Raw genomic sequence first — 26,982 nt, forward strand, 5'->3', positions numbered from 1 at the left:
GGGGCGCCGTCGCCGAAGCCTCAGAGGTAGCGCAACTCCTGCAGATCGACCTCGCGGATCATCCGCCGCGCGGTCACCTCGTCCAGCTGACGCGACCGCGCCATCCGCGTCAGTTCATCCCTTTCCGCGGCCAGGCCCGCCAGCCACAGCCGACGCTCCACATCGTCGATCTTGCGCGCCAGGAAGGCGTCGTCCTCGTCCGTGCGGGTGTGGGTCTCGATGCGTCGGCGATAGACCTCCATTATCCGGCTGGCGATGTCGGAATAGAGGTCCGGGTTGGTCTTGCCTTCGGCCATGGCGTGGGACACGTCCTCGACGGCGCGCAGAGCGGCTGACGCGGCGGCGACACGCCCGCGATCCGCCTCGCGCTCCTGCGACGGTTCCGGCGGCAATTCGACGCCCTTCATCAGACGCGGCAAAGCGAAGGTGGCGACCAACAGCGAGACGATGATCACCCCCGCCGCCAGGAAGATCGCCAGGTTGCGCGACGGCATCGGCGATCCGTCCGCCAGAACGAACGGCAGGGTCAGAATACCCGCCAAAGTGATGGCGCCTCGCACGCCGGCCAGCGACATCACCATCGTCAGTCTCAGCCCCACCTTGGCCGGAGGCCCGCGATGGCGGCGCCGGAACAGGGTCAATTTCAGCGAGGTCCAAACCCACACGAACCGCAGTGCGGCCAGGGCGGCGACGATGGCGAAGACATAGACGGCCAGCCACCAGACTTCCGGCCGACTGGTCCCCCGCACCACCTCCGCCGCCCGCGCCATAATCGACGGCATCTGTTCGCCCAGGATGACGAAGATGATGCCGTTGGCGACGAACTGAACCGTGTCCCACACCACGCCGCGTCGGATGCGGGTCATGGCCAAGGACTGACCGCCGATTCCTCCGCCCCGTTCGGTGAAGCTCATGGTCACGCCCGCCGCGACCGCCGCCAGAATGCCTGAAGCGTGCAGTTCTTCGGCGACCAGATAGGCCGCGAACGGGATCAGCAGGCTGATCAGGATCTGCGCCCCGACGTCTTCGCCCCAGCGGCGACTGACGAAGGCCTTGGCGGAACTGATGGCCATGGTCACCAGAACCCCGACCGCCACGCCGACCAGCGCCAGCCAGGCGAAAGTTACCAAGGCGCCGCTGACCGAGAAGGCGCCCGTGGTCGCCGCCGCCACCGCGATCCGCATGCAGGTCAGGCCGGTGGCGTCGTTCAGCAGCGATTCGCCTTCGAGAATGTGCATCAGCCGCTTCGGGATCGGCGCGCGCGCGGCGATGGCCTTGACCGCGATGGGATCAGTCGGCGACAGGATGGCGGCCAGGGCGAAAGCCACCGGCAAGGGCATCTCGGGGATCATCCACCAGATCAGGAAGCCCAGACCGACGACGGTGAACAGCACCAGCCCCAGGGCCAGTTCCAGGATCACCGCCCGGTCGCGGAACAGGGCCTCCTTGGGGATCCGCCAGCCGTCCAGAAACAGCAGGGGCGGCAGGAACAGCAGGAAGAAGATATCCGGCTCCAGATCCACCGTCGTACCCGTCGCCAGCACGATGGCGGCTCCCAGGCCGATCTGCACCAGTGGCAAGGCGATCCGCGTGATCCTTGCGACCGATCCCGACACCACGACGGCCAGAAGCAGCAGCAGCACGGTCTCGATCAAATGCATGGGTCAGTCGGCCAGGTCAGGATAGAGACGCTCGAATCGTCCCAATGCCGCAGGATGAAGCCTCACTGTGACGTGGGTGCGGCCTTCCGCGTCGGTGTCCCGCGACGTCACCCGCCCGTGCTCATAAAGCCAGGCCAAGGCCTCGCCCTGCTCGGGCTTTAGTTGCAGATGCGTCTCCGGATCGTCGTCGATCAGGCCGGCGATGGTTTGACGCAGCGGCTCGATCCCCTCGCCCGTCCAGGCGGAGACCGCGACCGCCTCGCCGTGCTGGGCCAGCCGTTGGGCCTGGCCCAGCACGGCCTCGCGCGCCTCGTCGTCCAGCAGGTCGATCTTGTTCCAGACCTCGAGCACGCGACGCGTCTTGCCTTCGGGCGTCTCGATCTGTTTCAGCACAGCTTCAACATCCTTCGCCTGGGCGTCGCTGTCGGCCGAGGCGATGTCGCGGACGTGCAGGATCAGATCGGCTTCGCCCACCTCTTCCAAGGTGGCGCGGAAGCTTTCGACCAGTTCGTGCGGCAGGTCGGAGATGAAGCCGACGGTGTCCGCCACGATTGCCGGCCGGCCTTGCGGCAGGCGGATGGTCCGCTGGGTCGTGTCCAGAGTGGCGAACAACAGGTCCTTGGCGAAGACCTCGGATCCCGTCAGCCGGTTGAACAGCGTCGACTTGCCGGCGTTGGTGTAGCCGACCAGGGCGATGGTCGGGAACGGGACCTTCTGGCGCTGCTTGCGGTGCAGCCCGCGCGTGCGGCGCACCTCTTCCAACTCGGCCTTCAGCCGCACGATCCGGTCGGCGATCAGGCGCCGGTCCAGCTCGATCTGGGTTTCGCCGGGACCGCCGGTCGAGCCGGTGCCGCCCCGCTGACGCTCAAGGTGGGTCCAGGTCCGCACCAGGCGCGACCGCTCATAGTCCAGCCGCGCCAGCTCAACCTGCAGCCGGCCTTCCTTGGTGCGCGCGCGGCGTCCGAAGATTTCCAGGATCAGGCCGGTGCGGTCGATGACCTTCACCTCCCATGCCTTCTCCAGATTGCGTTGCTGCACCGGGGTCAGGGCGTCATCAATGATGACCGCCTCCGCGTCGGCCGCGCGGACCAGGGCGGCCAGTTCCTCGACCTTGCCGCTTCCGAACAGGGTGGCAGGCGTGGTCCCACGCAGTCGCACGATCTCTTCGGCGCGCACGTCAAGGTCCAGCGCGCGGGCAAGGCCCACGGCTTCCTCAAGGCGCTCACTGGCCAGCCGAGGGCTGTCGGAGCGTCGGTCGGGATGGATGACGACCGCCCGGATCAGAGGGACGGCGTGGTCGATCAGTTTTTGGGTCAATCAGTCTTCTTCGGCGTCGGGCTCGTACAGCTGCACGGGCGCGGACGGCATGATGGTGGAGATGGCGTGCTTGTACACCAGCTGGGACTGGCCATCGCGGCGCAGCAGCACACAGAAGTTGTCGAACCAGGTCACGATTCCCTGCAGCTTGACCCCGTTGACCAGGAAGATGGTCAGCGGCGTCTTGGTCTTGCGGACCGAATTGAGGAAGGTGTCCTGAAGGTTCTGACGTTTGTCTTGCGACATGGCAGGTTTTTCCTGTTCTTGGTTGTTCGTCGCCGTGGGAGCGGCGTCGGGGCAGATATCGACCGAGAGCGACCTTAGACGCCGCCTAACCACACCCGCAACGGTCGATGACCGCTTTTTCTAGTTCGTCGCTGTGCTGTCGGTCTTCAAGATGCGTCAAGCCGTGCGCCGACCGCGAATACAGGCGCCGTGGAACCCCCCGTGGTCCGTATGGGACAGTTCGACGTCGGCGACCCCTGCATCGAACAAGATCGCAGAGATCACGGTCAGATCATAATCGAACATGACCATCTCGCCCTTGGCCAGTTTGCGCAGAGCTTTGACATTGGAGACCGTGGTAAAGTTCTCGCCCAAGACGATGCGCCCGCCTGGAACGGAGGCGTGTCGCGGGTCTCGATATAGAGCGAACTGAAGGGTGACGAAGCCGCCGGGCGCCAATCGCGCCATCAGGGCCTTCAGCAAAGGGTAGCCGCGCTCAGGGGGTATATGCTGAAAGACGATCAGCGAAACAATCCAGTCAAAAGCGCGATCAGGCAACTCTCGCCCGAACGTCGCGCCCGCAGGCACATTGTGACGCGCCTCTACCAGCATAGACTCCGAGATATCGACGCCAAACACGTCGCCCGTCACCGAGGCCAAGGCGCGTGTCAGCCGGCCGACGCCACAGCCGAAATCAAGCGCGGATTTTGGCGCAAAGTCGGGATACCGCCCCCTCAACCATCTGACCTCGTGCTCGATCCCCTGCACGCCGCTCCGGAAGAAGTCAGCCAGAACCTCATCATTCAGATTGTCTGACTTGAAGCGCGGGTCCGTCAGGACGCCGTAATAGGGATTTGTGCGAGCGATCTCTTCCCAATCGGCATCAGTATCACGCGGAGCGACGTCAGCGGCGCTCCGACCGAACAAGGTCTTGAGCATGGTCATCCCTCAGACAGCGTCTCGACGCGCTTGATCAAGATAGAGCGCACGCAGCTTCAGCGTAATCGGCCCCGGTTTGCCGTCGCCGATCCTGGTTCCGTCAATAGAGATCGCCGGCGTAACGAAGGCGCCGGCGGCGGTGAAAAAGGCTTCACGCGCCCGCTTGGCCTCTTCGACGCTGAACGGACGCTCGTCCAGTTCGACCCCATGTTCCTTGATCAACTCCATCAGGGTGGTGCGGGTGCAGCCCTTCAGGATATTGGCCTGGGTGTCGCGGGTCCGCAGCTTGCCGTGCTCATCGACGATCCAGGCATTGGTCGACGAGCCCTCGGTGACAAGGCCCATGTCGTCCACGAACCAGGCCTCGTAGGCCCCGGCCTCGCGGGCCGCCTGTTTGGCCATAATGTTCGGCAACAGCCCGACAGTTTTGATGTCGCATCGCCCCCAACGGATGTCGGGCTGGGTTAGGACGGCGACGCCTTTCTGCGCCTGTGCGTCTCCGCGCGCGGGTGAAATCGACTTGGCGGTGACGATGACGCTGGGCGGCGTGCCGGGTGTGGGAAACGGGTGATCGCGGCGCGCCGTGCCGCGCGTGACCTGCAGATAGACAATGCCGTTCTTCACCCGATTGCGGCGGACGGTCTCGCGCAGCACCCGCGTCAGAGACGCCACAGACATGGGAATATCGATGCGCAGTTCGTTCAGGCTGCGATGCAGACGGGTCATATGGCCGTCGAAGTCCGCCAGCCGACCGTCGAACACGGACCAGACTTCATAGACCCCGTCGGCGAACTGAAAGCCCCGATCCTCAATATGGACCACGGCCTCGCCATGCGGGCTGTAGGTTCCGTTGACGTAGGCGACGCGAGACATCAGGCCGGCTCTTCCTCTTCACCGCCGCGGGCGGGCGACACGCCCAGCGACTTCAGCTTACGGTGCAGGGCCGATCGCTCCATGCCGATGAAGGCGGCGGTCCGCGAGATATTGCCGCCGAACCGCATGATCTGGGCGGCCAGATAGTCCCGCTCGAACACTTCACGCGCCTCGCGCAGCGGCAGGGCGATGGTGCGTTCAGCGCCCATCGTCGAAGCGCTACTGTTCGAGGTCGCCACCTCCTGCGGCAGCATGTCGGCAGTGATCGGCTCGTTGGGATCGCCCGTCGCCAGGATCAGCAGCCGCTCGATATTGTTGCGCAGTTGACGGATATTGCCCGGCCAAGGATGAACCTGCAGCACCGCCACCGCATCGTCGCCCACGATGCGACGCGGCAGGCCCTGCGACGCGCTGATGGTCTCCACAAAATACTCGACCAGTTCGGCGATATCCTCGCGCCGTTCCGACAGGGCCGGCACACGAATCGGCACAACATTCAGCCGGTGGAACAGATCCTCGCGGAACCGCCCCTCGGCGATCTCGGCCTTGAGGTCACGAGACGTCGAGGTGACCACCCGCACATCGACCTGCACGTCCTGCTCGCCGCCGACGCGCCGGAAACGCTGGTCCACCAGAACGCGCAGGATTCGGCTCTGGCTCTCGCGCGGCATGTCGCTGATCTCGTCCAGATACAGGGTGCCGTTATGGGCCCGTTCGAACACGCCGATCTTGCGCGGGCGACCGTCCTGTCCCTCTTCCCCGAACAGTTCGACATCCAGCCGCTCCGGCGTCATCCCGGCCGCCGAAATCGCCACAAACTCGGCCCGGGCGCGCGGGCTGGCCTCGTGGATCTGGCGCGCCACCAGTTCCTTGCCAGATCCGGCCGGGCCGGCGATCAGGACGCGGCTGTTGGCCTGGGCCACCTTGGCGATGGTGCCGCGCAGCGCCTGGGCCGCTTGCGACCTTCCGATCAGGCCGGACGGCGTCATCGTCTGGGCCCGCAGCCGGCGGTTTTCGCGCTTCAGCGTCGCCGCCTCGATCGCCCGCTCGACCACGACCACCAGCCGGTCCGACTTGAACGGCTTCTCGATGAAATCATAGGCGCCGCGCTTCAGCGCCGTCACCGCCGTCTCGATATTGCCGTGCCCCGAGATCATCACCACCGGCAGGTCAGGATCGATCTCCTTGACCACCTCCAGCAGTTCCAGCCCATCCAGTCCGCCGCCCTGCATCCAGATGTCCAGGATCGCCAGCGACGGCCTCCTCGCGCGGATCGCAGCCAGGGCCTCGTCGGAGTTGGCGGCCACGCGCACGGCGTGCCCCTCGTCTTCGAGCAGGCCCGAAACCAGATCGCGGATGTCCGCCTCGTCGTCGACGACCAGAATGTCGGAACCGGTAGGTCGCATCTTGCCTCGCTTATTCGGCCACGACGGTCTGGAGCTTGCGCTCCGTCGCGTCGCCGGTCTTGCCGTGGGGTTTCAGGGGGAAGATCAGGCACACGCGCGCGCCGCGCAGAGTCTCGGCGTCGGCCAGCTTCAGCTCGCCGCCGTGGTCCTCGCAGATGCGTTTGACGATGGCCAGGCCCAGGCCCGTGCCCTTCTCGCGCGTGGTGACATAGGGTTCGGTCAGACGATCGCGATCCTTGGCCGGCAGGCCGATCCCGTCGTCCTCGACCATGAAGGTCGCCAGGCCGTTCTCCACGATCAGCGAGGCGATGATCCCCGCCTCGTCTGACGCGGCGGCGTCGCCATCCGCCAACCGTCGGGCGGCGACGGACTCGCCGGCGTTCTTCAGGATGTTGATCAGGGCCTGCCCCACCATCCGGGCGTCGCATCGCAGCGTCGCCTTGGGCAGGGGCTCGGGCATATCCACCACGATATCGGCGGCGGCGACCCTCTGGGCGAACACGGCCTCGCGCAACATCTCCGCCGGATTGGCCGCGCCGAAGCGCGGCGCCGGCATACGGGCGAAGGACGAGAACTCGTCCACCATCCGGCCGATGTCGCCGACTTGGCGGATAATGGTGTCCGTACAGCGGTCGAAGATTTCGACGTCGTCCACCTTGTCCCGGTATTTCCGCTTCAGCCGCTCGGCCGACAGTTGGATCGGCGTCAACGGGTTCTTGATCTCATGGGCGATCCGCCGGGCTACATCGCGCCAGGCGGCGTTGCGCTGGGCCGTCACCAACCGGGTGATGTCGTCAAAGGTCAGGACCATCTCGCCGCCCTGACCGCCCTCGATCCTGACCCGCAGCCGGAAGGTCTCGCCGCCCCGGCTGATGTCGATGTCTTCTTCGATATGAGCCTCGACCCGTCCTACCAGATCACTGAGCTCCGGAGAAAGCGCGGCCAAGGCGTGGCCCAGCACCGCTTCCTCTTCGATGTGCAGCAGTTGCAGCGCGCTGTCGTTGATTGCGGACACCCGGCCCCGGCGATCCAAACCGATGACGCCGGCGCTGACGCCGGACAAGACGGTCTCGATGAAGCGGCTTCGATCCTGCGCCTCGTCGCTGGCGGCTTTCAAGGCCGTCTGCTGGGCCTGCAGGTCGCCCGTCATCCGGTTGAAGGCGTCAGACAGGGTCGCAATTTCGGCGGGGGCGCCGTCGCTGTCCACCCGGGCGCTGAAGTCGCCGCCCGCCACCTGGTCCGCCGCCTTCACCAAACGGCCGATCGGCGCCGAAATACTGCTGGCCGCCGACATGCCCAGCCAGACTGCCCCGACCAGAACCAGCAGGGCTGTTTCCAGATAGCTGAGGATAAAGGCCGACTGAATGCGCGACCGGCTTTCCTCCGCCTGCCGATAGGCGACGATTGAATCTTCCGCATTCCTGAGGGTGGCAATGAGTCCTGGCTGCAGAGGTCGGACGACGTAAAGATAGGCATCGCCATAATCCGGAAGTGGATAGATGACCCGAACTGCGTCGGGGTTTTCCGTGACCACGCTTGGGGCTGTTTCCCCTTCCCTGGCGACCTCCAGATCGGCGCGCGAAGGCGTCAAAAAGGGCGGCGCCCCCTCGCTCTCGGCCTGGGCTAGAATATTGCCTTGGGCGTCGATGATATAGAGGGCCGGATAGCCGAAGAAGTCGGCGACCTGCGACAGCGCCTCAGAAAACCAGATGCGGTTGTCAAAGCCGGATCGAATCTCGGGTGCGCCAAGCTCGTTGGCCATGGCCTCCAGATCCGAGTTCACTGTCTGACTGACGTCGCTGATATAGGCGCGACCTATGCTGGCCCCGTTGCCGACCGCCGACTGCACGTTACGGCTAAACCACTGGTCGACGCCGCGCGTCACCAGCACGCCGAACGCTAGAGCAATGACCACCGAGGGGATCAGGGCGACCGCCGAGAAGAGGGTGACAAACCGCAGGTGCAGCCGGGCACCGGCCTCACCGCTGCTGCGCGCCAACACCAGAACCCTGCGGCCCACGATGACGGCCAGACCGAGGATCAGCACCAGATTGGCTAGAAGGACATACAGCACCACCTGATTGGCGACACCCCTTGTACCGTCAGGGGCAGCGTCCGGCGCCACCGCCACCAGCCAGACGGCCGCAGCTGTGATCACGACGGCGATGAAATAGGCGAACCCGAACCCGGCCCGCGACTTTTCGATATCGAACCGCCCCCAGAATGACTCATCGTCCGACACCCGGTCGGTTCGAGAGGTCACGGCTGAGGGCGTATCCGTCATGCCACAGCAGTGTCGATCAACTGTGGCGCATTTTCAACAACAGACTTGCCTCGATCCGGCAAATTCCGCCGCCAAAGCTCCGCCATGGCCGCCTCGACCGCCTCAGGATCATCCAGCCGGCAAATTCTTGCCTTGGCCTCGCGCCGGTGTTGCGGATCAGCCGGCCAGGGCGCCTGTTCAATGTACCAGCCCAGGTGCTTGCGGAACATCTTCAGCCCCAGCGGAAGCCCGTAGAACCCCGCCGAGGCTCGCAGGTGTTCGACGACGATGGCCAGCCGCGCCTCCGGCCCCGGCTCATCCAGGGATACGCCATCGATCAGCGCCCGCTCCAGATGCGCCGCCAGCCAGGGCCGTCCATAGACCCCGCGGCCCAGCATCAGACCATCCGCTCCGGACCGCGCCAGGGCCTCGCGCGCATCATCCGCCGTCAGTATGTCGCCGTTGACGATCACGGGAATCCCGACCGCCGCCTTGACGTCCGCCACCGCGTCCCAATCCGCACGCCCGGTATAGAACTGCTGGCGGGTGCGGCCGTGAACCGTCACCGCCTTGACCCCAATCTGCTCGGCCCGCTTCGCCAGTTCGGCGGCGTTTCGACTGTCGTCGTCCCAGCCCAGCCGCATCTTGACCGTCACCGGCCGACCGGTCGCCTGCACCGCCGCCTCCATGATCCGGCAGGCCAGGTCCGGCGTGCGCATCAGGGCCGAGCCGGCGGCGGAGCCCGTGACCTCCTTGGCCGGACAGCCGAAGTTCAGGTCGACGATGTCCGCGCCCGCCTTCTCGGCCATGCGCGCGCCCTCGGCCATCTGGCCCGGATCGCGCCCGACCAGCTGGATCACCGTCAGCGGCAGACCAGCGCCGACGGCGGCGCGCCGCACCACGTCGGGCCGTTCGCGCGCCAGCTCCTTGGCCGCCACCATCTCTGTCGCCACATAGGCGGCGCCCAGTTTAGACGCGAGCACGCGGAACGGCAGGTCGGTGACGCCGGTCATGGGCGCCATCAGCACCTGCCCCGGCACCGTCACGTCGCCGATCTGTAAGGTCTTGGCCATCTCCGCCTTTCGCAGCATCCGAGGCCGCCTCGTCAAGCACCACAGCGGCGGTTTGATGGTTTCGCCCGCCGACGGCGCGCTTTAGAAGGCCGTCATGACTTTCTCGGGCATCATCGTCGCGGCCGGATCGGGCTCGCGCGCCGGCGGCGACAAACAGTGGCGCACCCTGGGCGGCAAGCCCGTTCTCCGCTGGTCGGCCGAAGCCCTGCTGAACGCGGGCGCCGACGAACTGATCATCGTGGTCGCCCCCGGCGCCGAGCCACGCGTGGCCGAGGCCCTGGCCGGACTGTCGCACTGGCGCACGGTCGTGGGCGGCGACGTCCGCGCCCAGTCCGTTCGCGCCGGCCTGGCCGCCTTGACCGGCCACGCCGACCAGCCCGTCCTCATCCACGACGCCGCACGCCCCCTGCTGGACCGCGCCGTCATCGACCGCCTGATCGCCGCCCTGTCTGACGCCGACGGCGCCCTGCCCGCCCTGCCGGTCGCGGACAGCCTGCGTCGCGGCGTCGACGGTCGGATGGCGGGCGTGGTCGAGCGCGAAGGCCTTTGGCGCGCCCAGACGCCCCAGGCTTTCCGCCGCAAGACCATCGAGGCCGCCTACGCCGCCTGGACCGGTCCCGACGCCCCGACGGACGAAGCCGTGGTGGTCGAACACCACGGCGGGCGCGTCGCCCTTGTCGCGGGCGATCCACGTCTGATGAAACTGACCTATCCCGAGGATTTCGCCATGGCCGAGGCCCTGTTGTCGCAAGCGACCCGCTATCAGACCCGCATCGGCTCCGGCTACGACGTCCACCGCTGGGGCCCCGGCGGTTCGGTCTGGCTGTGCGGGATCGAGGTGCCGCACGACCAGACCCTGATCGGCCATTCCGACGCCGACGCCGGCCTCCACGCCCTGACCGACGCCCTTCTGGGCGCGATCGCCCAGGGCGACATCGGCGACCACTTCCCCCCGACCGATCCAAAATGGAAGGGCGCTTCCTCCGACCTCTTCCTGCTTCACGCCGCCGAGCTTGTGACCGCCCGCGGCGGTCGCATCGTCAATGTTGACGTCACCCTGATCTGCGAACGCCCCAAGATGAAGCCGCACCGCCAGGCCATGCGCGAACGGATCGCCGGCCTGCTGTCGCTTCCGCTCGACGCCGTCAGCGTCAAGGCCACCACGACCGAGGGTCTGGGCTTCACGGGCCGGGGCGAAGGCCTCGCCGCACAAGCCGTGGCCACGGTCGAAATCCCAGTCCCGGCCTAGGCCCTACCGCGCTGAATACTGGATCTGGCGGACCAGCGACCCGAACAGATTGACATAGTCGTCGGTCCACGGCCGCACCTCCGTCGCCTCCAGCTTGCGCCAGCGCGGGTCCGCCCGATAGGGCGCCAGGGCCGCCTCCGACTTGCCGATGACCAGGGCCTCAGTGGACGACTCCGACATCTGCACCGCCTCGGGCCGTTCCCTATAGATCTGGTGCAGGGCCGGCGCATTCAGGGCGGCGGCGGCCGCCTCGGCCGGCAGGGTGATCTCCAGGTTCCGGTTCGACAGGTGCAGCACCACCACCCCGTCGGGCTTCAGCAGCCGCAGATAGCCGGCGATGGCCTCGACCGTCAGCAGATGGGTCGGCACCGCGTCGGAGGAAAAGGCGTCGATGATCAGCAGGTCATAGCTGCCCGGCGCCTCCTGCTCCATGGTCAGACGGGCGTCGCCCAGCACCGTCCGCACCGGTCCCTGGGCGCAGCCGTTGATGAAGCTGAACCAGCGCGGATCGCGCGACAGCCGGTCCACCATCGGATCGATCTCGAAGAAGCTCATCCGGTCCTGGGATCGCTTGTAGGCGGCCATGGCCCCCGCTCCCTGCCCCACCACCCCGATCACCGCGCCGTCGGGGTGGCGTTCATGAGCGATCATGCCCGCCTGCCCGATGGGCGTGGTCGTGGCGTAATAGAGGGTCGGCAGGCAGCGATACCGTTCCGACTGCGCCTGGGCGCCGTGCAGGGTGGTGCCGTGCATCAGCACATGAACCGGCCCGTCCAGTCCTTCGATAGTGGTGCTCGCCACCCGCATGACGCCGAAGAAGCTCCGTTCCGTCAGCGTCCAGTCATAGCCGCGCGCGACATGATAGCCGGACCAGACCATGGCCCCGATGACTACGCTGAACATGGCCGCCCGGTCCCGCAGCAGAAAGGCGAACAGGGCCGCAATGCCCAGCACCGCCTGGGCGATCCTCACCAGCTCCGCATCCGGCACGGCGGCGCGGATATCGGGCGCATACCGCACCAAGGCCAGGCCCAACGGGCCGGACAGGGCGATCAGCACGCCGATGACGCAGGCGATGATCTCCCAGGTCCGCACCTCGCGTCCAGACCACGGCCGCAGCAAGCCCACAGCGACCAGAACCAGCGGATATTCCCACACCATGTTGAACACCACCGGCGCGATCAGGGCGTTAAACACCCCGCCCAGAACCCCGCCCAGCGACAGCAGCAGATAAAACTCGGTCAGCCGTCCCGGCGCCGGCCGCCGCTCGGCCATCAGCTGGTGGCACATCAGGGCGCTGAAGAAGAAGGCCGTCAGATTGACCCCGAAGACGAACAGCCACTCCGTCGTCCTGAACGCCGCCAGGGCCGCACAGGCCGCCAACACCCCCGCCTGGATTGCCAGGGTCAGGTAGATCGGAATGACCGGCCGAGCCTGGAAGGCGATGACGAAGGTCAGCAGATACAGGGCCAGCGGGATGACCCACAGGAAGGGCGCCGAGGCCACGTCCGTCGACAGATGCGCCGTCACCCCCAGCATCAGGCTGGACGGCGCCGCCGCCAGCAGAACCAGCAACCCCTTCTCGCGCCAGGCGATGCGAGGCCCGGCCTCCAGCCGCGCGGGCTCCGTTGCGACCACGTCGCGCCGCCGCCAGGCGAAGACGCCCAGACCCGCGACCATGACCACGAAGAGCCCATACCCCAGGCTCCACCCCCACCTCTGCCCCGACAAGCTGACCAGGGGCTCGATCAGAGCCGGATAGGCCAGCAAGGCCAGGAAACTTCCCAGGTTCGAGGCGGCGTACAGGACATAGGGATCGCGGCCCCCGGCCTCGCGGTTCGCAGCCGTGACTCGCGCATACCAGGCCTGCAACAGGGGCGCGGTCGCCGACAGGACGGCGAAGGGCGCGCCCAGCGACAGGGCCAGGGTGGCCAGCAACCAAAGGGTCGGCGCCGAGGGATCCGGATCGCCCAAAGCCCCACTGATCCGCAACGGCAGGAACAGGGCCGCGATCAACAGCAGGCCCAGGTGAACCGCCACCTGACCCCGCATCGATCCGATCCGCTGCAACAGGTGGGCATAGAGATATCCGGCCAGAAGCGCTGTCTGGAAAAACACCATGGCCGCGTTCCAGACGGACGGCGATCCGCCGAGCGTAGGCAGGATCAGCTTGGTCGCCATTGGCTGGACCACGAAGACCAGACAGGCCGAGGTGAAGACGGCCACGGCGAACAGCATCGCCGTCACCCTGGACGCGTCGTCCCGCTTCAGGACTTCCACTGTGGTCGCCTCGGTCATGGCTCTGGTTAGAGCGGGACTCGCGGACTATGAAAAGCGCATGTTCCCTCAAGACATACAGCGCTTGGCGCAACAGATCGTCGCAACCTCAACCACGCGCGGCCTGATGCTGGCGACGGCTGAAAGCTGCACCGGCGGCCTGGTCGCCGCCGCCCTGACCGCCGTCCCCGGCTCGTCCGCCGCGCTGGACAGCGGTTTCGTTACCTACAGCAATGACGCCAAACAGCAGATGCTGGATGTGCCCGAGGCGACGCTGATCGCCCATGGCGCCGTATCCGAGGCGACCGCCCGCGCCATGGCCCAGGGCGCCGTCGCCCATTCGCGCGCCGCCGTCGGCGTCGCCGTCACCGGCATCGCCGGCCCCGGCGGCGGATCGCCGGAAAAGCCGGTCGGTCTGGTCCATTTCGCCGCCCAGGGCCCAGGCGGCCTGATCCATCGCCAGGAAAACTTCGGCGACATCGGCCGCGACGCGATCCGCACGGCCGCCGTCCGCGTGTCCCTGGAGATGCTGGCGGACCGGCTCGCGTCGTGACCCAGCCGCGCCTCGTCGATGCGCGCGGCCATGTCTGCCCGACGCCGAGCCTCAGATTGATGAAGGCCATGGACGGGGCTCCGGCCGGTTCGGTCTTCGTCCTCCTGGCCACCGATCCCATGGCGCGGATCGACGTGCCCTATCTGATGACCCAGAAGAACGGCCGCCTGCTCGACATTCAGGAAACCGAAGGCGAGATTCGCCTCACGGTGCAGACCGGCTGATCCCCGATCCTAAGGCCGCGACCGGCGGCTGGCGCGGCGCTCGGACAGATCGACCACATCAGCCTGAGCCGTCGGCGGGGTCCCGCTCGTCGCCTCGGCCTCGGCCGCAATCTCCATCTCGGTGGCGAAGGCCCCCCCGTAGAAGATGGCGTTGATGTTCCACGACAGCCAGATCAGCAGCACCACCACCGCACCGACCGAGCCGTATGTCGCCCCCAAAGGCGCGATCTGCTCCACATAGATGGCGCAAAGCCAGGACGAGATCACCGACATCAGCGTCGCCACCAGCCCGCCTGTGATCGCCGGCAGCCAGGCGACCCGCGAACTGTGGCTCATGGCGTAACGATACAGCAGCGTCAGCCCCACCACGAGACCCAGCGCCGGCAGGAAGGCGTCCAACGGCATCAGTCCGCCGCCGAACTGTTCGGCCGTCGATGACGCCGTATGCGCCAGGATCCGCGCCGTCACCACGGCCCCGGACACGATGGTGAACAGGGCGAAGGCGAAGACGGCCACGAAGAAGGCCAGCAGGTTGAACTTGAAGAAGCCGTGGGGCTCGGTCTCGTCATGGATCAGGTTCAGACCCGCCAACAAGGCCTTGAAACCCCTATGCGCCGCATAGGCGCCGACGATCAGGGCGAAGGCGCTCTGGGCCGACACCGTCCGGGCCGACGCATTGGTCAGCCGCGTGATCTCATCCTGGAAAATCGTCTGCGCCGCCTGGGGCAGCAGGTCCGAAAGGGCCGCCGCCTGGGCGCTGACCTCGCTGATCGACAGACCCAGCTTGTAGAAACCGATCAGAATCGCGATGGCGGGGAACACGGCCAGCAGGGCGAAGAACGACACCCCCCCGGTGTACAGCATCACGTCGCGCCCCCAGCTGCGGGTAAAGGCGCGCACCGCCAGCCCGCCCCAGAATCCGGGCGCCTTCAGAACCGATCGGGTCAGGTGGTCACTCAAGCCGGTTCTCACAGCCGTTGAACAGGCGAGTTAACCTAGAGCATTCCTTCGCCGAGGAAAATCCCACTCGGAAACACCCGTCTATCCCCGCTCCAGACGCGCCGAGACATTGCTTCGTTAAGGGGCGCTTCGCTATGGTCCTGCCGCCTTTACGGGCTATGGACGTTCCAACGTCCAGGGGGAGACGACCAACTTGGCTTTCGACGCGCGTGTATTGATCCTGGCGGCCCAGGACGGCCGGATCGGGCCGCTGGCGGCCGGACTGGACGCCCTCGGCTGGACGACCGTCACCGCCCGCGATCTGCTGTCGGCCGAGGCGACGCTTCAGGACTTCCCGCTGGACGCCGCCGTGATCGATTTCGATTCGTATCAGGACGACGCCATTGCCCGGCTGCGGGCCGCCGCCCATCCGCGCAGCCTGCCCGTCATGGTGGTCGGCGCCCCACGCGGTTCCGCAGCCGACGCCGATCTCGCCGTGACTGCGCCGCCCCATCCCGCCCAGGCGGCCCTGCGCCTGGAACAGATGACCCGCGCCGCCGTGGCCGAGGAGGAGTTCGATCTTCGCTGCGCCACCTTCGCCGCCCGCGGCCTGGATCTGCAGCCCGGCGGCCCGGATCATTCGCCCCTGCGCATTCTGGCCGCCGGCGTCGCCGAGCGCCGCTTCCTGGCCCTGTCGAACGCCCTGACCGCCTCCGGGGTCGAGGTCGTCGCCGCCCCCACCCCCTACACCGCCTTCGACTATCTGCACGAAAGCCCGTTCGACGCCGCCGTCCTCTGGGGCGCCAAGGACCATGCGCCCGCCCTGTCCATCGCCTCGGGCATGAAGCGCAACACCCGCCTCTATCACATCCCCCTGATGCTCTATCTCCGGGGCGGCAGCGAGATGAGCCTGGACGAGCTGTTCAACCGCGGCTTCTCCGACGTCGCCACCGCCGACACCCGCGAAGACGAAACCGCCGAGCGCCTGCTGGCCCTGGCCAGGTCGCACCGTCGCTACCTCACCATCCGCAAGGCGCTGGATTCGGTTCGGGGTCTGGACGTCATGGACCCGACAACCGGCCTGTTCACCCCCGAACTGTTCGCCGCCCACCTGGCGCGGGTCGCCGACGCCTCGCGCGCCCGGCGTCGCCCCCTGTCGGTCTGCGTCCTGCGGGTGCGCGAGAACGAGGCTGTCGCCTGGGCGCGCCAGGGCGGCTGGCTGGATCGCGCCCTGCCCCAGATCGGCGCCATGGTCTCGCGCCTGGTGCGGGTCGAGGACACCCCGGCCCGCCTGGCCAAGGAAGTCTTCGCCCTGGCCCTGCCCGCCACACGCGGCGAAGCCGCCCGCCTGGCCGCAGAACGGATCGCCGCCGTCATCGGCTGCACCGCCTTCGACGCCGGCCCCGACCGCTCGCCCTTCGTCGCCGAATTCGACGTCGGCGCCGCCGAGATGCGCCCCAACGAATCCGCCGCCGCCCTCCTCGAACGCGCCTCCGCTGATCTGTTCGACAAGACGCGGTAGGGGTTGGTCATCGCCCTCGCCCCATCGGGCGGGCGCCGCGAGATGTAAAAATTGCGCGCCGTAACGATTTAACCGGTCGAGATCGGCGCCTAAACTAACGCGTGCTTTCAGCCCTAGCGGACATTCGTTTTGGCCAGACGCCTACGCAACCAAATGGTCCGAACCACGAGAATCAACCCGAAAACGGCTCCTGAGGCATAGCTGGCGAGATGCGCATACGCTGCGGCCGAGAACGGAACGTGTTTGTTCTCTGGAAGCACAGCGCCCCAGAAACCTGGAACGGCGAAAGCTCCAGACCAAACTAGAGCAGCGCCAAGCAACCCAGCCGCCAACGCCACAGCCCCGCACACCCCCATCATAAGCAATATCGGTCGTCGAAGCGCGCGGAGAGGGATTGTCGGCGCACGACCGACCTGGGCGGCTAAGGCAAGCCCCAACCCCAACGCCAAGCCCACCCACCACGTTGCGAGAATCCCCCAACCAATTGCCAAGAGGAACGGCGAATCCGTTGGAAACACTGGTGGATGAGCGAAAGTGAAATACTCAACACACAAGTGCGCAGTGACTTGATCGTGAATGATGCCGTAGATGATGGCGGCGCATGTCGAAAAAGCGACAATCTTCAAACCCTCGTTCACACGTCCCACGACTTGCCCCTCAACGTTCAGCTGCAGTTACTCGCGAAGAGACATTTCCGCCAGCCACCCCATTCGAACTCTGGGGTGTCAGCTCGTGGGCGATCTCTTTGAACGTCTGGTTTCAGCGGTCACGCCCAATTCGCAGATCGACCCGTTGCGGACCTTAGCAAACGTAGTCAACCTCAAGCCATGCCGAAGGCTCATCCTCCGCTGCCGCTCGAACAGCCCGCTCCTCTGACTGCCGAGGAAGAGCGTTATATTCTGAAGACCATCCGGGCATATTATGGCGATGATGCCGTAGTTCGGACTTGGGGGCCGGACCCCCGCCGCCTTATGCTTCACGTCGAAAGCGACCGCGACATAGGTCTCAAACGTCACGAATGCCTCGGACTGCTCATGTGCGAGATCATTCGGGACCAGATCAGTCTGGAAGCATCACGCCCCAGCGGTCGGTGGGGACGTGCAAAGGTGGCTTACCGGCAGGGCGTGATCCTTCCGACCATCACCGACTAATCGGCAAAGACCGGTTTCCACCCCGAACAGACCATCGCCGTGTCCGCTTACAGGCCGGGGGCCGGCCCTTGCCACGGCGATGCGTCCCTGTCGTTTCACACCTTGAGCTGACGCCACACGATCACATTGCACTATGGGATACGCCATGTCCTCGGGCCAAGCCCGAGTACGAGAGCCGCAGCGGGGGGCCTACGCCCCCGCCACCCGCGCCAGATCGGCCGTGATCCGCTCCGCCACCTTCAGCCGCTCCTCCGCCGTCGGCCAGTCGCCCGTCACCACGATCTTCTGATCCGGCCGGATCTTCCAGAAGGCCTGGTTCTTCTGGATCAGCCCAACCAATCCAATGGGATTGGGGAAACTGTTGTCGCGCAGGGTCAGCACCGCGCCGCGCGGCCCGATGTCGATCTTCTCGATACAGGCGCGGCGGCAGTTCGACTTGATGCCGACGATCTTCAGCAGTTGCTGCGCCTCGTCCGGCAGGGGCCCGAACCGGTCAATCAGTTCGGCGGCCAGGGCTTCGCGATCTTCGGCCTGTTCGGCGTCAGACAGCCGGCGATACAGGCTGAGACGAACATTCAGATCAGGGACGTATTCCTCTGGAATTAGGACGGAAGCGCCCACATTGATCGACGGCGACCAGCCGCGATCCACATTGGCCCCCTCGCCCTTCTCGCGCAGCTCGGCGACCGCGTCCTCCAGCATCTGCTGATACAGTTCGACCCCGACCTCGCGGATATGGCCCGACTGTTCGTCGCCCAGCAGATTGCCGCCGCCGCGCTGGTCCAGGTCGTGGCTGGCCAGCTGGAAGCCGGCGCCCAGATTGTCCAGCGACTGCAGCACCTGCAACCGCCGCTCGGCCGACAGGGTCATCGGCTTGACCGCATCCGTGGTCAGATAGGCGAAGGCCCGCGCCTTGGACCGGCCGACCCGGCCCCGGATCTGGTACAGCTGCGCCAGGCCGAACATGTCGGCGCGGTGCACGACCAAGGTATTGGCGGTCGGAATATCCAGCCCGCTCTCGACGATGGTGGTCGAGACCAGGACGTCATATTCGCCGTCGTAGAAGGCGCTCATCACCTCCTCCAGCTGGGTCGCCGACATCTGGCCGTGACCGACCACGAACTTCACCTCGGGCACCTGCTCGCGCAGGAATTTCTCGATAGCCGGCAGGTCCTTCAGGCGCGGCGCGACATAATAGGCCTGGCCGCCGCGATATTTCTCGCGCAGCAGGGCCTCGCGCACCAGGACCGGATCCCACGGCGTGACATAGGTCCGCACCGCCAAGCGATCGACCGGCGGGGTGGCGATGATCGACATCTCGCGAATGCCCGACAACGCCATTTGCAAGGTGCGCGGGATCGGGGTGGCGGTCAGGGTCAGCAGGTGAACATCGGCGCGCAGCGACTTCAGCTTCTCCTTGTGCTTGACGCCGAAGTGCTGCTCCTCGTCGACGATAACCAGGCCCAGGTCGCGGAAACCGACCTGTTCGGACAGCACCGCATGGGTGCCGACGACGATCTCGACCGAGCCGTCCTTAAGGCCGGCGCGCGTTTCCGCCGCCTCCTTGCCCCCCACCATCCGCGACAGTTGGCGCACCTTCACAGGCCAGCCGGCGAACCGTTCGGTGAAGGTCTTGTAGTGCTGGCGCGCCAGCAGGGTCGTCGGCGCCACAATGGCCACCTGTTGCCCCGTCATGGCCACGACGAAGGCCGCCCGCAGCGCCACCTCGGTCTTGCCGAAGCCGACGTCGCCGCAGATCAGACGATCCATCGGCGTGCCCTTGCCCAGATCCTCCAGCACGTCGCCGATGGCGTTCAGTTGGTCGTCCGTCTCCTCATAGGGGAAGCGGGCGCAGAATTCGGCGAACAGGCCCGGCGGCGGCACGACAGCGTCGGTCTCGCGCAGCGCCCGCTTGGCGGCGAGCGCAATAAGCCCCTCGGCCATGGCCCGCAGGCGCTCCTTGGCCTTTGACTTGCGCGCCTGCCAGCCGGCCCCGCCCAGCCGGTCCAACTGCGCGCCTTCTGAATCCGAGCCGTATCGGGTCAGAAGGTCAATGTTTTCAACCGGCAGATAGAGTTTGCTCTCACCGGCGTACAATAGCTCCAGGCAGTCGTGCGGCGCCTGCTGGATCTCCAGCGTCTTCAGCCCCTCGTACCGCCCGATGCCGTGATCCAGGTGGACCACCAGATCCCCGGTCGTCAGGGCCGAGGCCTCGGCCAGGAAGTTCGACGCCCGCCGCTTCTTGCGCGGCCGCGCCAACCGGTCGCCCAGGATGTCGGTCTCGGAAATGACCGCGACCTCGTCCGTCGCAAACCCATGCTCCACCGGCAGGACGCCACGCAGATAAAGGTCTTTCGGCGCGGTCTGGACATCGGCCCAGTCGCGCACGGCGACGATATGATCCAGGCCGTGGTCGGCCAGCATGGTCGCCAGACGTTCCGACGAGCCCTCGGTCCACGAGGCGAACAACACCCGCTTGCCGTCGGCCTTCAGCGCCGCCGCATGGGCCGCCACCGCCTCGAACAGATTGACGCTGTCCTGCGCCCGCTCGGCCGCGAAGGTCCGGCCCAGCCGGCCGCCCGCATCCTCGCCGCCACCCGAGAACGGCGTAAACCGCCGCACCGCCCGCCCCGCCAGCGCCTGGTTCCAGTCGCCGGCGTCCAGATACAGCGACCGGGGCGGCAGCGCGCGATTGGCCGCCGCATGCCCTTTCGTTTTCGCCGCTTCGGTCCGCCCCTCATAGGCGTCGGCGATCAGGTCCCACCGTTCAGCCCGCGCGCTCTCGGCCTGATTGTCGAGGAAGATCAGCGCCTGATCCGGCAGATAGTCGAACAGCGAATCCAGCGTCTCGTAGAACAGCGGCAGCCACTGCTCCATGCCCTGACGCCGAGCGCCCTCGCTGATGGTCGCATACAGCGGGTCGTCGCCCGGCGCGCCAAACAGGTTCAGATAACCGGTGCGGAACCGCGAGATGGCCGCCGCGTCCAGCAGAGCCTCCGACACGGGCGCCAGCGACACCGCCGTCATCTGCCCCGTCGACCTCTGGGTCTCGGGGTCGAAGGTGCGGATCGATTCCAGTTCCGATCCGAACATGTCCAGCCGCACCGGCTCCTCGAAGCCCGGCGGATAGACGTCGACCACCCCGCCCCGCACCGCGAACTCGCCCCGCTCCGACACGGTCGAGGCCCGGACATAGCCGTTGGCGGCGAAATATCGCTCCAGCGCCTGGATATCGAGATCGCGCCCGACCTTGGTCTCGAACCCCGCCTGGGTCGTCACCGACCTGGGCGGCGTCCTCTGCATGGCCGCGCCGACGGTCGTGACCACCAGAACCGGCGCGTCCCCCGGCTTCCGCTGGGCCAGCCGCGTCAAGGTCGCCATCCGCTGGGCGGCGATTCCCGCCGTCGGGCTCAGCCGGTCATAGGGCAGACAGTCCCAGGCCGGATATTCAAGAATTTCGATATCTTGCGAGAAGAACCGGAACGCCTGAACGAAACCGCCCGACCGCTGATAGTCGCGCGCCACGAAGACGCCGACCCCGCCATCCTTCGCGATCCGCTCGGCGACGACGAGGGCGTCCAGCCCCTCCGGCGCCCCGCCCAGATCGGCGTCGGTGCGGTGCTGCACAGTGACCTGTTGATCCATCAGCCGATGCCCTTGCCGACCTCTGCGGCCACATGTTCGCGCATGAAGGCGCGAACCTTGGCCATCACCGGCGTCTCGAACTCGGGCGGGGTCGGGTCACGTTCGATGATCCAGCCGTAAAGCCACTGATCCTCCTCATCGATCAGCAGCTCAAGCTGGTCCAGCTCGGCGTCGGTCAGGGTCGGCGCCACCTGGTCCGAAAACGGGCCCAGCACCATGTCGGCCTCGCGGAAACCGCGCCGCCACGAGCGGAACTGGATACGGCCCAGCCGCTGCTTGCGCTCCAGGGCCGTTTGGTCGCCACTGTCGTCTTGGGGGATTTCGGTCACAAGCAATCCTGGCCCGGCAAGGTTGAAGGACGTTCAAGCAGCGATCCACCGCGTGGCGAACCTTAGCGTCCTAAAATGGAAGAAGCGCAGATAGCGCTCCTTCGCCCACTTCGCCACCCGTCATGGTCACGCTATGTTCCCGGCGATGCGTCCGCAGATTCTCTTTCCCCTGTTCGCCGAGGTCTCCAGCCTGAAGGGCGTGGGCCCCCGCGTCCTGCCCCTGGTGCAGAAGGTGGCGGGGCCGCTGGTGCGCGACCTGGCCTTCCTCAGCCCCTCCGGCGTCATCGTCCGCCGGCCCATGGAGGCGGCGACCGCCGTGGACGGCGAGGTCGGGATCTTTGAGATCGTCATCGACCGCCTGTTCGTCCCCAGCCGCCCCGGCGCCCCGCTGAAGGTCCGCGCCAGCGACCCGACCGGCTTCGTCCACCTGGTCTGGTTCGGCGGCTCGCCCCAGCATATCGACCGGCTGCTGCCGCGCGGCGAGACCCGGCTGGTCTCGGGCAAGGTCGAACGGTTCAACGGCGAGGTCCAGATCGTCCACCCGGACATTGTCACGCCCGACAAGGCCGCCGACATCCCGGCCTCCGAACCCGTCTATCCGGCGACCCAGGGCCTGACCTCGCGCCAGCTGCGCAAACTGGTCCAGGCCGCCCTGCCCGCCGCCCCCGACCTGCCGGAATGGCAGGATCCCGCCTGGCTGAAGAAGCAGAACTGGCTGGGCTGGCGCGCCGCGCTGGACGCCCTGCACGCCCCGGCGGGCGAGCTGGACCTGACGCCCGACGCCCCGGCCCGCCAGCGTCTGGCCTATGACGAATTCCTCGCCCACCAGCTGGCCCTGGCCCGCCGTCGCCGCGCCCGCGAAATCAAACCCTCGCCCGTCATCGCCCCCGGCGCCGCCTCCGAACACCTGCTCCAGGCCCTGCCCTTCACCCTGACCAAGGCCCAGGCCCAGGCCGTCGCCGAAATCCGCCGCGACCTGGCCTTGGGCAAACAGATGGGTCGGTTGCTTCAGGGCGATGTGGGTTCGGGCAAGACCGCGGTCGCCGCTCTGGCCCTGGCCGACGCGGCCTCCAGCGGCTTCCAGTCCGCCTTGATGGCCCCGACTGAAATCCTGGCCCGCCAGCATTACGAAAAGCTCGGCCCCCTGCTGGAGGCGGCCGGCGTCGCCTCCGTCCTGCTCACCGGCCGCGACACCAACGGCCAGCGGCGCGAGAAGCTGGCCGCCCTGGCGTCCGGTCACGCCCAGGTCGCCATCGGCACCCACGCCCTGTTCCAGGACGCCGTCCGCTTCGACCGCCTGGCCCTGGCCGTCATCGACGAACAGCACCGGTTCGGCGTCAGCGAGCGCCAGCGGCTCCAGGCCAAGGGCGATCCGCGCATCGGCGCCGTCCACCTGCTGACCATGTCGGCCACCCCCATCCCCCGCACCCTGGAACTGACCCAGTACGGTGAGCTGGAGGTCAGCCGCCTGATGGAGAAGCCGCCGGGCCGCACCCCCGTCACCACTGCTGTCGTTCCCCTCGCGCGGATCGGCGAGGTCGCCGCCCGGCTGAAGACGGCGCTGGACGCCGGCGCCCAGGCCTATTGGATCTGCCCCCTGGTCGCCGAATCCGAGGCCATCGACCTTGCGGCCGCCGTCGACCGCGCCGACGACCTGCGCCGCCTGCTGGGGGTCGAGGTCGGCCTCGCCCACGGCCAGATGCCGGGCGCCGAGCGCGAAGCCGTCATGGCCGACTTCGCCGACGGCCGCATTCCCCTGCTGGTCGCCACCACCGTGGTCGAGGTCGGGGTCGACGTGCCCAACGCCTCCATCATGGTCATCGAACACGCCGACCGCTTCGGCCTGGCCCAGCTGCACCAGCTGCGCGGCCGCGTCGGTCGCGGCGCAAAGGCCAGTTCCTGCATCCTGCTGTACGGCGGCCAGGACGGCGCCCTCGGAGAAACCGCGAAAGAACGCCTCGAAACCCTGCGTCGCACCGAGGACGGCTTCGTCATCGCCGAGGAAGACTTCCGCCTGCGCGGCGGCGGCGACCCCCTGGGCCTGAAACAGAGCGGCTTCCCCGCCTACCGCTTCGCCGACCCGATCCGCCACCGCGCCCTGATGCTGGCCGCCGCCGACGACGCCCGCCTGATCCTGGGCCGAGACCCCGACCTGACCTCAGAGCGCGGCCAGGCGGTGCAGGTGTTGGAGGAGCTGTTCGACTGGAAGGGGCATAAGGCGGGGTCGGACTGAGGGGCGTCCTCGCTCACGCCCACGCCCAACGCCCCACCCCCGTCATCCTAGGCCTTGTGCCTAGGATCCATAGACTCAGACGCCAGGAACGATCGCACATCCGCCGACCGCGCCCGACGCGACACACCGAGCGTATGGATCCTAGGCACAAGGCCTAGGATGACGGTGATCAGACGGGTCCCGCCACGTCTGCTGTTCCACATGGCGGACTTGGGGTCGAGGCGCAGAGCCCTATCGTTTCAGGCCCTGATCGCCTCCATCAGCGGCGTGATTCCCAGCACCGCCCTCTGAATCTTGCCTCATGCGTTTGGCGTCGCGACCGGCTAGAAGGCCCCAAATGTTGCGCCTGTCAGAACTCAAACTGCCCCTCGACCACCCGCCGGAGGCCTTGCCCGCCGCGATCGCCGCCCGCCTGGGCGTGCCGCAGCACGATCTTGTGTCCTGGTCGATATGGAAGCGGGCGCACGACGCCCGCCGGAAATCCGCAATTCTGAAAGTCTACATCCTCGACGTCGAGCTGAGGGATGAATCGGCGGTGCTGGCCCGCCTTGCCGACGACGTGCACGTGGCGCCGACGCCAGACGTCGCCTATCGCCCGGTCGCGGTCGCGCCCAGGACCGAGCGCCTTCGGCCGGTCGTGGTCGGGGCCGGGCCGTGCGGCCTGTTCGCCGGGTTGATCCTGGCCGAGATGGGGTTCAAGCCGATCATCCTCGACCGCGGCAAGGTGGTGCGGCAGCGGACCAAGGACACCTGGGATCTGTGGCGGAGCAGCAAGTTGGACCCGGAATCCAACGTGCAGTTCGGCGAGGGCGGCGCGGGCACCTTCTCCGACGGCAAGCTCTACAGCCAGATCAAGGATCCCCGTTTCCTGGCCCGCAAGGTGTTGACCGAGTTCGTCGCGGCCGGGGCGCCGGAGGAAATCCTCACCGAGGCCCACCCGCACATCGGCACCTTCCGCCTGGTGACCATGGTCGAGGCCATGCGCGAGAAGATCGAACGGCTGGGCGGCGAGTACCGCTTCGAGCACCGGGTCACGGACATCGATCTCGACAAGGGCGCCCTCCGGGGCGTGCGCCTGCACACCGGCGAGACGCTGGAGGCCGACCACGTGGTCTTCGCCATCGGCCATTCGTCGCGCGACACCTTCCAGACTCTCTACGAGCGCGGCGTCCATATCGAGGCCAAGCCGTTCTCGATCGGCTTCCGCATCGAGCATCCGCAGTCGTGGATCGACAAGGCCATGTTCGGCCCCTGCGCCGGCCACCCCGATCTTGGCGCGGCGGCCTATACGCTTTCGCACCACTGCTCGAACGGCCGCACCGTCTACAGCTTCTGCATGTGCCCGGGCGGCACGGTGGTGGCGGCGACCAGCGAGCCCGGCCGCGTCGTGACCAACGGCATGAGCCAATATTCGCGCAACGAGCGCAACGCCAACTCCGGCTTCGTGGTCGGCATCTCGCCCGAGGATTACGGGAGCGACCATCCGCTGGCGGGCATCGAACTGCAACGGGATCTGGAGACCCGCGCCTATACGGCCGGCGGCGGGGACTATTTCGCGCCGGGCCAGCTGGTCGGCGACTTCCTGGCGGGCCGCCCCTCGACCGCGCTGGGCGAGGTCGTCCCCAGCTATAAGCCGGGCGTGCGCCCCACCGACCTGGCGCCCCTGATGCCCGACTATGTGATCGCCGCCATGCGCGAGGCCCTGCCCGTCTTCGGCCGCAAGATCGCCCGCTACGACGACGCCCAGGCGGTTCTGACGGGGGTCGAAACCCGGAGTTCATCCCCGATCCGAATGACCCGCGGCGCCGACTTTCAGAGCCTGAACGTGCGCGGCCTCTTCCCCGCCGGCGAAGGCGCCGGCTATGCGGGCGGCATCCTGTCGGCCGCCGTTGACGGCATCAAGGTGGCCGAAGCCGTCGCCCGGTCGATGGTGGCGGAGGGGACGGCGTAGACGAAAGGCAGCGCATCGCTGCGATCGTACGACGATCCGGACCTCGTCAGAGGGCGCGGAGCAGACTTCTACCCCCAGTCGGGTTTCGCCGAATGCCGCATCCGGCGGAAGACATGCCGCCTTGCTCGCCGGTCCAACAGTTACGCAATGCACCAAATCGGTCATTCACTGTCGGCCCCAAACGCGACATTCAGGGTGCGCTCGAAAGTCGGCTTTCCGGCCGCTAGCATAAGACGGTTCGCGACCCATTGCGGACCTTCATCCGCCCGGCAAGGAGCCGGGACAGACTGGCAGCTTTGCGGCCATCTCAGCCGGAGCCATCGATGAGGCGAGTGGGCCGTAACTGACCGTCAGATCACTATCGCCTAAGGTCGGTCGCAAAATCGCCTCTGCCTCGGAACGGGAAGCTGGCCAGTATCCAGACATGCGACCACGGAACATTCGAGCAGCTTCTGCCCTCTCCGCCACAAACCATGCCCATCGGTAGTTCAGGTGGCGTTCTAGGCCACTGCCTGAACGGCGGATGCCCATACAGGTCGGCTCAACCGACATGGCGATCCGATTGAGCAAATCCGGATCTAGTCCCTGCCGCTCAAAGAACTCTCGCTCGTGGGTCGCTTGCTGACGGAATGAGGAGTCTGCGGGCATGCCAGACCGAGCAGCCATAACTTCCGTGGCGAAGGCCCCGGTGTGATGGAAAGCGATGACTGTATCGGGTTCAACCACGACCTTTTCCGCCGCCAGCAAAACGTAAGTGGAGCAAGCCGATAGGCAGAACTGGCGAACACGAACGGTGATGTGTCGGGCGTTCAGTGCTTCGACCAGCGTTATCGCAGCCGAGGCGACGCCGCCGCCCGACGTAAGGAGCACTTCCGTATCGTCATCCCGAAGTTGGCTAATGGCTTGAGACACGACCGCCGCATTGAGTTGATCGCATATTCGCAGCACGCCAGTATCCAACCGCCTGACACCGCGTTGGCAGAGATCGTAGCCATGGAGCGTCTGAGCCGTGGGCTCACTGCACGCACTTGTCAGCGGCAGTGAAGACAACGCGAGGATAGAAATGATCAAACGCATGCGCAGATCATGACCTGAGGAACTTCCGCTTTCCACCCCGAACAGAAGTCCGGCACGTCCGCTCTCCAGCACCGC

At 66.8% G+C, this 26,982-nt stretch carries 19 protein-coding genes; 6 read left to right on the forward strand and 13 right to left on the reverse strand.

Annotated elements, in window-relative coordinates; genetic code table 11:
* Positions 1-20: 20 nt before the first annotated feature.
* From PKE72_RS15420 to dusB, 8 genes are all read right to left on the reverse strand, one after another.
* Positions 21-1,661 (reverse strand): Na+/H+ antiporter, encoded by a 1,641-nt coding sequence (locus tag PKE72_RS15420; protein WP_271166256.1) that lies wholly within the window; start codon positions 1,659-1,661, stop codon positions 21-23.
* 3 nt (positions 1,662-1,664) lie between these two features.
* Positions 1,665-2,978, reverse strand: a complete 1,314-nt coding sequence (hflX, locus tag PKE72_RS15425) for a GTPase HflX (protein ID WP_271166257.1) — start codon at positions 2,976-2,978, stop codon at positions 1,665-1,667.
* Positions 2,979-3,224, reverse strand: coding sequence for an RNA chaperone Hfq (gene hfq / locus PKE72_RS15430; RefSeq protein ID WP_003164861.1), 246 nt, complete (start codon positions 3,222-3,224; stop codon positions 2,979-2,981).
* A gap of 156 nt (positions 3,225-3,380) precedes the next feature.
* Positions 3,381-4,142 carry a class I SAM-dependent methyltransferase gene (locus tag PKE72_RS15435; protein ID WP_271166258.1) on the reverse strand — a complete coding sequence of 254 codons (762 nt, stop codon included), beginning with the start codon at positions 4,140-4,142 and terminating at the stop codon, positions 3,381-3,383.
* 9 nt (positions 4,143-4,151) lie between these two features.
* Positions 4,152-5,015 (reverse strand): D-amino-acid transaminase, encoded by an 864-nt coding sequence (locus tag PKE72_RS15440; RefSeq protein ID WP_271166259.1) that lies wholly within the window; start codon positions 5,013-5,015, stop codon positions 4,152-4,154.
* Entirely contained in the window at positions 5,015-6,421 is a 1,407-nt protein-coding gene (gene ntrX, locus PKE72_RS15445) for a nitrogen assimilation response regulator NtrX (protein WP_271166260.1), read from the reverse strand. The genes PKE72_RS15440 and ntrX overlap by 1 nt, the downstream gene beginning before the upstream one ends.
* Before the next feature lie 10 nt (positions 6,422-6,431).
* A complete protein-coding gene (locus tag PKE72_RS15450) occupies positions 6,432-8,705 on the reverse strand; it encodes a sensor histidine kinase NtrY-like (protein ID WP_373878106.1) in 2,274 nt (757 codons plus the stop codon).
* The gene (gene dusB, locus PKE72_RS15455) at positions 8,702-9,757 is read right to left on the reverse strand and encodes a tRNA dihydrouridine synthase DusB (protein ID WP_271166621.1); all 1,056 of its coding nucleotides are present in this window, start codon (positions 9,755-9,757) and stop codon (positions 8,702-8,704) included. The genes PKE72_RS15450 and dusB overlap by 4 nt, the downstream gene beginning before the upstream one ends.
* A 94-nt stretch (positions 9,758-9,851) precedes the next feature.
* Between dusB and PKE72_RS15460 the strand changes: the two genes are divergently transcribed.
* The gene (locus PKE72_RS15460; RefSeq protein ID WP_271166262.1) at positions 9,852-11,006 is read left to right on the forward strand and encodes a bifunctional 2-C-methyl-D-erythritol 4-phosphate cytidylyltransferase/2-C-methyl-D-erythritol 2,4-cyclodiphosphate synthase; all 1,155 of its coding nucleotides are present in this window, start codon (positions 9,852-9,854) and stop codon (positions 11,004-11,006) included.
* A gap of 3 nt (positions 11,007-11,009) precedes the next feature.
* On the opposite strand, the gene PKE72_RS15465 is transcribed toward PKE72_RS15460, so the two are convergent.
* A complete protein-coding gene (locus PKE72_RS15465; protein WP_271166263.1) occupies positions 11,010-13,304 on the reverse strand; it encodes a spermidine synthase in 2,295 nt (764 codons plus the stop codon).
* Between the two features lie 40 nt (positions 13,305-13,344).
* On the opposite strand from PKE72_RS15465, the gene PKE72_RS15470 reads away from it, so the two are divergent.
* The gene (locus tag PKE72_RS15470; protein ID WP_271166264.1) at positions 13,345-13,836 is read left to right on the forward strand and encodes a CinA family protein; all 492 of its coding nucleotides are present in this window, start codon (positions 13,345-13,347) and stop codon (positions 13,834-13,836) included.
* Positions 13,833-14,060, forward strand: a complete 228-nt coding sequence (locus PKE72_RS15475; RefSeq protein WP_271166265.1) for a sulfurtransferase TusA family protein — start codon at positions 13,833-13,835, stop codon at positions 14,058-14,060. The genes PKE72_RS15470 and PKE72_RS15475 overlap by 4 nt, the downstream gene beginning before the upstream one ends.
* 9 nt (positions 14,061-14,069) lie before the next feature.
* On the opposite strand, the gene PKE72_RS15480 is transcribed toward PKE72_RS15475, so the two are convergent.
* Entirely contained in the window at positions 14,070-15,020 is a 951-nt protein-coding gene (locus PKE72_RS15480; protein ID WP_271166266.1) for a YihY/virulence factor BrkB family protein, read from the reverse strand.
* 193 nt (positions 15,021-15,213) lie between these two features.
* Here PKE72_RS15480 and PKE72_RS15485 point away from each other — a divergent pair, with 193 nt between their 5' ends.
* Positions 15,214-16,521: a diguanylate cyclase domain-containing protein gene (locus tag PKE72_RS15485; RefSeq protein ID WP_271166267.1), complete on the forward strand. Its 1,308-nt coding sequence runs from the start codon at positions 15,214-15,216 to the stop codon at positions 16,519-16,521.
* Positions 16,522-17,861: 1,340 nt separating this feature from the next.
* Here the strand turns inward: PKE72_RS15485 and mfd are convergent.
* Both mfd and PKE72_RS15495 read right to left on the reverse strand, forming a co-directional pair.
* The gene (mfd, locus tag PKE72_RS15490) at positions 17,862-21,317 is read right to left on the reverse strand and encodes a transcription-repair coupling factor (RefSeq protein WP_271166268.1); all 3,456 of its coding nucleotides are present in this window, start codon (positions 21,315-21,317) and stop codon (positions 17,862-17,864) included.
* A complete protein-coding gene (locus tag PKE72_RS15495; protein WP_271166269.1) occupies positions 21,317-21,646 on the reverse strand; it encodes an FAD assembly factor SdhE in 330 nt (109 codons plus the stop codon). Before PKE72_RS15495 ends, mfd begins: the two co-directional genes overlap by 1 nt.
* A 145-nt stretch (positions 21,647-21,791) precedes the next feature.
* On the opposite strand from PKE72_RS15495, the gene recG reads away from it, so the two are divergent.
* Positions 21,792-23,879, forward strand: a complete 2,088-nt coding sequence (gene recG, locus PKE72_RS15500) for an ATP-dependent DNA helicase RecG (protein WP_271166270.1) — start codon at positions 21,792-21,794, stop codon at positions 23,877-23,879.
* A 337-nt stretch (positions 23,880-24,216) separates the two neighbouring features.
* Positions 24,217-25,830: an NAD(P)/FAD-dependent oxidoreductase gene (locus tag PKE72_RS15505; RefSeq protein ID WP_271166271.1), complete on the forward strand. Its 1,614-nt coding sequence runs from the start codon at positions 24,217-24,219 to the stop codon at positions 25,828-25,830.
* Positions 25,831-26,088: 258 nt separating this feature from the next.
* On the opposite strand, the gene PKE72_RS15510 is transcribed toward PKE72_RS15505, so the two are convergent.
* Positions 26,089-26,907 carry a hypothetical protein gene (locus PKE72_RS15510; protein WP_271166272.1) on the reverse strand — a complete coding sequence of 273 codons (819 nt, stop codon included), beginning with the start codon at positions 26,905-26,907 and terminating at the stop codon, positions 26,089-26,091.
* Between the last annotated feature and the right edge of the window lie 75 nt (positions 26,908-26,982).

Origin of the sequence: Brevundimonas intermedia (assembly GCF_027922165.1) — a bacterium.
Lineage (GTDB): Bacteria > Pseudomonadota > Alphaproteobacteria > Caulobacterales > Caulobacteraceae > Brevundimonas > Brevundimonas intermedia.

Coding starts and splice junctions, on each gene's coding strand:
- PKE72_RS15420 (WP_271166256.1), bottom strand. CDS start 1,661: ATGCATTTGATCGAGACCGTGCTGCTGCTGCTTCTGGCCGTCGTGGTG.
- hfq (WP_003164861.1), bottom strand. CDS start 3,224: ATGTCGCAAGACAAACGTCAGAACCTTCAGGACACCTTCCTCAATTCG.
- PKE72_RS15435 (WP_271166258.1), bottom strand. CDS start 4,142: ATGCTCAAGACCTTGTTCGGTCGGAGCGCCGCTGACGTCGCTCCGCGT.
- PKE72_RS15440 (WP_271166259.1), bottom strand. CDS start 5,015: ATGTCTCGCGTCGCCTACGTCAACGGAACCTACAGCCCGCATGGCGAG.
- ntrX (WP_271166260.1), bottom strand. CDS start 6,421: ATGCGACCTACCGGTTCCGACATTCTGGTCGTCGACGACGAGGCGGAC.
- PKE72_RS15450 (WP_373878106.1), bottom strand. CDS start 8,705: ATGACGGATACGCCCTCAGCCGTGACCTCTCGAACCGACCGGGTGTCG.
- dusB (WP_271166621.1), bottom strand. CDS start 9,757: ATGGCCAAGACCTTACAGATCGGCGACGTGACGGTGCCGGGGCAGGTG.
- PKE72_RS15460 (WP_271166262.1), top strand. CDS start 9,852: ATGACTTTCTCGGGCATCATCGTCGCGGCCGGATCGGGCTCGCGCGCC.
- PKE72_RS15465 (WP_271166263.1), bottom strand. CDS start 13,304: ATGACCGAGGCGACCACAGTGGAAGTCCTGAAGCGGGACGACGCGTCC.
- PKE72_RS15470 (WP_271166264.1), top strand. CDS start 13,345: ATGTTCCCTCAAGACATACAGCGCTTGGCGCAACAGATCGTCGCAACC.
- mfd (WP_271166268.1), bottom strand. CDS start 21,317: ATGGATCAACAGGTCACTGTGCAGCACCGCACCGACGCCGATCTGGGC.
- recG (WP_271166270.1), top strand. CDS start 21,792: ATGCGTCCGCAGATTCTCTTTCCCCTGTTCGCCGAGGTCTCCAGCCTG.
- PKE72_RS15505 (WP_271166271.1), top strand. CDS start 24,217: ATGTTGCGCCTGTCAGAACTCAAACTGCCCCTCGACCACCCGCCGGAG.
- PKE72_RS15510 (WP_271166272.1), bottom strand. CDS start 26,907: ATGCGTTTGATCATTTCTATCCTCGCGTTGTCTTCACTGCCGCTGACA.